Raw genomic sequence first — 5,825 nt, 5'->3', positions numbered from 1 at the left:
CATCAGACGCCGGTCGGTGCAATGAAGCAATGGCAGAAGGACCGGCCCGAATTATTTTGGAAACGCGTAATTAATCATCCGGGCCCCGACACCTAAGGACATATGATATCCAGAAAACAGTCCACTTTTATGCTTTTTTCAGTAATTTTTTTCCCCTGTTGATCTGAATCAATGGTTAGAAGACCCTCATTAGCCAAGAACCAGTTTCTCTGGGACAGTTGGGTTTCACATGAGGACGATAAATTCCGCGCTTAAGGTGTAAAACCAAAGCTCAGGGCTACCCTTTAAATCCCGGCCGCAAAAAGTATAATGACCACCCCCCTTGATGGGGATGGTCACCATTAAGGACTGATGTCCTACGTGAAAATTTTAACCAGCTTACCAGTCTCGACGATTATCTCTGCTGGAGCTATGGTTTGTTGCTTCGTAATTCTGTTGTTTTTTGTTTATGCCAGATTTTTTATCAACAGCTAGATTTATTAAACTAAGCGAAGCATATGGCTTAGTCTTAGACAGAGCATCGCTCTGGCCAAGCAAGTTTGACTGCCGGTAAGCTTCGACTGCATCCATGTCACTTCCTACTTCTGCGTTGCTAGCGTCTCTGTTGCTTAAAGGTTCACGCTTATCTTGTAGCACATGTTCTAGCTGGGCAGATTGACCGGCAATATTTTCGGCAGGCCTATCAGCAAGCGCGATAATTGCTGAAAGTGAAAGTGTAGCAACTGTGCTTAGCAGGGCAATAGCTTTAGTAGCTTTCATGGTACGATCCTCCTTAGTTGATGAATCCATTATCAACGAAGAACCTGAAACCACCCTGAATTACTCATGCTTTTGTGTTAAATTTTTTTACTAAATTTTTTCCGCAGTCAGCGCTGAAGGTTATTAAAGAATTCGGAGTTGAAGTTAATCAAAGCCCTTTACTCCTTTTTAGGTAGATAACTTAGGTGCTCACATAAGCGTGGCAGCCCTGGCTTGGGCGGCCGAGGACCAGGAAAGCCGGTTGTGCCCTTTACCAGGCGCAGTGATGGTGATCACCGTCATATTCTCGCCAGGCAGTAGCCCTAGCGTTTATTGGTGTCCTGCCTGTTCTGGCAAGCCCCCCGGTGCTACAGGCGGAAATAATGTGGACGTACCTGAGATGTACCGAGCAAACTCACAATATAGCAGGGCTCGGCATGCCTTTGGCGTCGCCATGCCCTGCTTATAGTTATTTTTTCTGTAGTGTTGAGATCCGCTTCTGGGCATCTAGCTCGAAGCGAACCTCATCGCCGACGGAAATACCTTCTAGCAAACTCTTTTCAGACACCTTGAACGGCATTGTCATCGCAGGCCAGTTCAGCGCTTTGACTGGGCCATGTGCCAGCGTCACTTGCTGCTGCACAGGGCTTATTGCCTTGACAGTACCTTCTCCCTGTACTGTCTGAGCAGTAGTAGAGTGATGGCCGCCGGAACTGCTCCCGTGGCTATGGTTCGTGTCTGCGGAAACAGGCAGCGCGAGGGTAGCAAGAGCCAGAGTGGCAGTCGTCAAGAGCGGTCGAATCAAGCGAATCATGTTAACCTCCTAGCGTTATTGAAGTTCTAGCTACAAGCAATTGATAGGCAGTACGATACGAACGTGAAACCCTCCTCCAGGGGGCGAAGAGAACGTCACTCTGCCTCGATACTGAGCGACGATCTGTTTCAGAATGGCTAGACCCAGCCCGTGGCCGGGAGTGCTTTCATCGAGGCGTTTGCCTCGCTGGCCGAGTTCAGGGAGTGCCGATGAGTCAACCCCTCTGCCATCGTCTTGCACATCGATGACCAAATCTTGATCTTTGTAAATGTGACACAGCACACATTCCCGAGCCCACTTGCCGCCGTTATCGAGTACGATGCCAAGCATCTCATTCAGGTCATGGCGCTCGACGGCAATGTTTTGATTCGGTGAAAGCGAAACTTGCAACTCGAAGCGTTTTACTGGGTACAGCGTACGCATCATGTCGATAAGCATTTCTGTCTCACCGATGACGTTGGCACGCTGCCCAGTCATTGGCCCGGCGAAACGCGCCCGCCTTAACTCGGAGGCCAGTTGCGCCTGCATTCCTTCCATACGCTCCAGCATGCGGTGACGGCGTTGTTCGTCGATGGGCCGACTCCCTCTTAAAACTTGTGTAACAGCTGCGAGCGGCGTTTGTAGCGTATGGGATAAGTTGGCCACGGCTTCACGCGAGCGGAGCAATCGCCGCTGCAACTCATCCATAAAATGATTGAGCTGGGCGATTAGGCTGTCCAACTCAGACGGGACATCTAAATCGAGCCGCTCCCGTTGGCCCGACTGTATCTCAGAAAGCTGCCGTTGTAAGAAAGCAAGTGGGCGCAGACTGCGATTGACCGCGATTAAATTTAGTAATATCAGTAGCACTAACAGAGCCCCGGCGATGGCTCCTACCCACCAGTGCAGTGCATCAAGCCCAGACTCCACTTGCGCAAAGTCTTCGCCAATCAATAGGACACCTTGCTGCCCCTCTAGGGTGAGTGCTTCACGATAGATAAGCAGTTTCCGCCCTTGCCATGGGACTTCAAAAACTTCAGCCTTTGTCTCATCTAGATAAGGTGACAGGAGGGAAAGCCTGTCCGGATGAGAAGATGAGACCTGGTCTCCGACCCGCAATACATAAAGGTGATGGAAAACTTCCGAGGCGAGTGAGTCTGACTCGAGCCACTGGATAGGCGGTCCACCATTTTGCTGCAAGCGCTCGATAGTATAGTGAGCTTCCTGTCGCAACCGATCCGCGAGAAACTCTCGGGCCAGATCACGCAGTAACATGCCATGGAGTAGCCACGTCACACCGACAACGACTAGCGCAACCAGCCCCAAGCGGGTTAGCAGATGGAACCGCAAGCTTCGCGGGTCAATGCGAAGGAAGTACATAGCCTTGCCCTCGCCGCGTTTGGATGCAGTTCTTGCCTAACAGCCGCCGCAGCCGGCCGATGTATACCTCGACCAGGTTCGGCGCGGCAGCATCCTGGTTGAGTGTATAAAGCTGATTCAGCAAGTTATCCTTCGAGTGCACCCGATCCGGATGGCACATGAGATAACGCAGCAGGCAGTACTCGGTAGCAGTAAGGGTATGCCAAGAGCCATCGACACCACAGGCTCGCTTGGCCACTTCATCAAGAGTAATCCCGTTCACTCGCAGTTCCGCTTCCACTGCCCCCGAGCTTCGTCTTAGCAGAGCATGAAGCCTGGCAAGCAGCTCAGCCTCATGGTACGGCTTGGTGAGATAGTCATCCGCACCTCGGCGCAAGCCTGCCACTTTATCTTCCCAGCTATCACGGGCGGTCAAGGCGAGCACAGGCAACCGGCGGCCACCGCGCCGCCAGCGTTCCAGCATTTCGAGGCCAGATCCATCGGGTAGTCCCAAATCAAGGATCACTAGACTGTAATCCTCCCGGGCCATGAGTTTTTCAGCCTCACGAACCAGCGCCGTGACATCTACCCGATATCCTGCATCTTCCAAGGCCTCGGCCAAGCTTTCTGCCAGCAGATCATCATCCTCTACGAGTAACAAGCGCATGACATGCCTCGCTAGCCCAACCTGTTAATGGGTATGGCCATCTGCATAGTGGTCGTCCGGCTCAGCGTCTTCCTTTGCAGAAGCAGGCGACGTGGTATCGGATGCCTTAGCTTGGCTATCCGGCGTCGCTACCTTCTCCTCGCCCCCCATGTCCCCATGGTCGTGAGCGTGGCCATCGCCTTGCTGATCATTCGTTTTTGACGGTGCGCCCATCATCCCGCTCATGTTTCCATGCTCATGGTCATGGCCATCATCCTGCCCATGATGATCATCTGAGGCGGCATTGGACGATGAACCCATCATTGCGTTCATGTCACCATGCTCGTGATCATGCCCATCATCAGCCTGCCCGCTGGTAGAGGACCCTGCCGGTTGTACCAACTCACGGTATTCTTGCTCGGAGAGTCCAGGTAAACGCTGCAGAAACGCGACCATCTCCCAGAGTTCCTGATCTTCGTGGGTTTTACCCCAAGCCGGCATACCGGTCATCTTGATGCCGTGTTTGATGATCCAGAACTGTTCTTCCGGTCCCCAGTGGTCTTGCTTCGTCAAGTTGGGTGGCATCGGGTTGAGTCCTGCCCGTAGTACCGTGTCTTCCAGCCCAGGCTTAAGATGACAGGCGGCACACAACGAGTCATAGGCACTTGCGCCCTGTTTAATCAGACTGCTGTCGTTCAGGTCAGGAGCCGTTATGTCATCAGCAGACGCCTTGACCGAGTTATGCATTGTGGTATGCATTACCCACTTTCCTAACGCCGTATGCTCATCACTTGCAGCAACGTTGTAGGCTCCGCTGTAGACAATCGCGACACCGCCAACAGCCAGCACTATCAGCGTCAAGACTGCCCCATAAATCATTCGCATCTTATTCTCCTTAGTATCGTCCGAGGGTTAGTACCACATCCTGACCCCAGCAACGACACCGGAGCCTTCGACGTCTCCGAACTCCTCTCGCGTCATGTCGGCTGTGTCGCCATATTGTTTTTCCCAGTAAGCACCGATGTAGGGGGCAAATTTTCTGGTAATTTCGTAACGTAAACGCAAGCCGACACGGGTAGAGTTCAGACCTTCTCCGACACCAAACTCCTCGACATCACTTGCCGCCACTTCAACTTCAGCTCTCGGCTGCAGGATGGCGCGCTGTGTCAACCGAACTTCGTATTCTGCTTCCAGGCTGGCCGATACATCCCCTTCATCACTGACCCTCAGCGAGGTATCAACCTCAAAGCGGTAGGGCATCGTACCGAGCAGGCTGATTACCGCAAAAGTGCGTTCAGGATGGTCGTTGGATGCGATCCCACCCTGATAGCCTATGCCGCCCTGCAACTCCCAGTAGTCGGCGACCAGATGGCTATATAGCAAGTCGAGCGACTCGAACTCACCATCCTCTCCGTCGCCCTGGGTATTCTCGCCTTCACCCTTGATATACACGCGCTGAAAATCACCGCCGTACCAACCTTGAAAGTCCCAGACTACGGCTTCTTCGTTCTCGTCTGTCCAGGCATACTCCAGGCGATCGACGAGAAACGTACCAAAGTTATGCTGTTCCATCGGCAAGCCCCATCCTGGCGGAGCATCATAACCTTCACTGGAACCGTCATCGGCATGCACCAAGGTAGCCGAGGTAAATGTCAGGAAGCCCAGTCCCGCCAACAAATGAGCAGTAAAACGCATAGTCCGCACTCCTTAAGCGACCTTGACGACCCGGAACATGCCGGCATCCATGTGATAGAGCAGGTGACAGTGGAAGGCCCAACTTCCCGGTGCATCGGCACTGACCAAAGCGGAGACCCGCTCTCCGGGCTTGACATTCAGCGTGTGCTTACGCGGAATCAGCTCGCCGGCACCGTTTTCCAGTTCCATCCACATGCCGTGTAGGTGAATGGGATGCTCCATCATGGTGTTATTCACGAAAATCAACCGCAGGCGCTCGCCGTGTTCAAAGTGAATCGGGCCATTGACCTCACTGAATTTCTTACCGTCGAACGACCACATGTAACGCTCCATGTTGCCGGTCAGTTGGAGCTCCAACTCGCGTCCAGGCGGACGAACATCCGGCCAGGGGGTGTAGGCCTTGAGATCGCTATAAACCAGTACGCGCCTCTCGCTGGGATCAATGCCGATACCGGGCTGGTCATAACGTGAACCTGGCTGTGCCATGCCCGCCGGTAGTAGCCCAGTAGTCCGGCTCTCTGGGGTGGGCTCCTTCTCGCCGGGGTAGTCCATGCCCTGCATGTTGGAGTGGTCCATGCCCTGCATGTTGGAGTG

The 5,825-nt window shown here is 53.3% G+C and carries 7 protein-coding genes; all 7 read right to left on the bottom strand.

Going from position 1 to position 5,825, the window contains the following annotated elements; all coding sequences use genetic code 11:
* Window positions 1-378 precede the first annotated feature (378 nt).
* Window positions 379-759 (bottom strand): hypothetical protein, encoded by a 381-nt coding sequence (locus BM194_RS20550; protein ID WP_143097653.1) that lies wholly within the window; start codon window positions 757-759, stop codon window positions 379-381.
* Between the two features lie 448 nt (window positions 760-1,207).
* On the bottom strand, window positions 1,208-1,552 hold the full coding sequence (locus BM194_RS20300; protein ID WP_092850742.1) for a copper-binding protein: 345 nt from the start codon (window positions 1,550-1,552) through the stop codon (window positions 1,208-1,210).
* A gap of 30 nt (window positions 1,553-1,582) precedes the next feature.
* On the bottom strand, window positions 1,583-2,806 hold the full coding sequence (locus BM194_RS20295) for a sensor histidine kinase (protein ID WP_244891022.1): 1,224 nt from the start codon (window positions 2,804-2,806) through the stop codon (window positions 1,583-1,585).
* A gap of 85 nt (window positions 2,807-2,891) precedes the next feature.
* Window positions 2,892-3,557 carry a response regulator transcription factor gene (locus tag BM194_RS20290; protein ID WP_092850737.1) on the bottom strand — a complete coding sequence of 222 codons (666 nt, stop codon included), beginning with the start codon at window positions 3,555-3,557 and terminating at the stop codon, window positions 2,892-2,894.
* 24 nt (window positions 3,558-3,581) lie between these two features.
* Window positions 3,582-4,421, bottom strand: coding sequence for a c-type cytochrome (locus BM194_RS20285; RefSeq protein ID WP_092850735.1), 840 nt, complete (start codon window positions 4,419-4,421; stop codon window positions 3,582-3,584).
* A 27-nt stretch (window positions 4,422-4,448) separates the two neighbouring features.
* Window positions 4,449-5,231, bottom strand: coding sequence for a copper resistance protein B (locus BM194_RS20280; RefSeq protein ID WP_177223486.1), 783 nt, complete (start codon window positions 5,229-5,231; stop codon window positions 4,449-4,451).
* A 12-nt stretch (window positions 5,232-5,243) separates the two neighbouring features.
* Window positions 5,244-5,825 (bottom strand): multicopper oxidase domain-containing protein (locus BM194_RS20275; RefSeq protein WP_177223485.1); only part of this gene is annotated, 582 nt, incomplete at its 5' end.

The sequence above is a fragment of the Modicisalibacter xianhensis genome, assembly GCF_900113605.1.
GTDB classification, from domain to species: domain Bacteria; phylum Pseudomonadota; class Gammaproteobacteria; order Pseudomonadales; family Halomonadaceae; genus Modicisalibacter; species Modicisalibacter xianhensis.
Note: the sequence above shows the minus strand (reverse complement) of the source record. Positions and strands in the feature narration are given on the sequence as shown.

Excerpts from the sequence above, each read along its gene's own strand:
- BM194_RS20550 (WP_143097653.1), bottom strand. The coding sequence starts at position 759 with ATGAAAGCTACTAAAGCTATTGCCCTGCTAAGCACAGTTGCTACACTT.
- BM194_RS20295 (WP_244891022.1), bottom strand. The coding sequence starts at position 2,806 with ATGTTACTGCGTGATCTGGCCCGAGAGTTTCTCGCGGATCGGTTGCGA.
- BM194_RS20290 (WP_092850737.1), bottom strand. The coding sequence starts at position 3,557 with ATGCGCTTGTTACTCGTAGAGGATGATGATCTGCTGGCAGAAAGCTTG.
- BM194_RS20300 (WP_092850742.1), bottom strand. The coding sequence starts at position 1,552 with ATGATTCGCTTGATTCGACCGCTCTTGACGACTGCCACTCTGGCTCTT.
- BM194_RS20285 (WP_092850735.1), bottom strand. The coding sequence starts at position 4,421 with ATGCGAATGATTTATGGGGCAGTCTTGACGCTGATAGTGCTGGCTGTT.
- BM194_RS20280 (WP_177223486.1), bottom strand. The coding sequence starts at position 5,231 with ATGCGTTTTACTGCTCATTTGTTGGCGGGACTGGGCTTCCTGACATTT.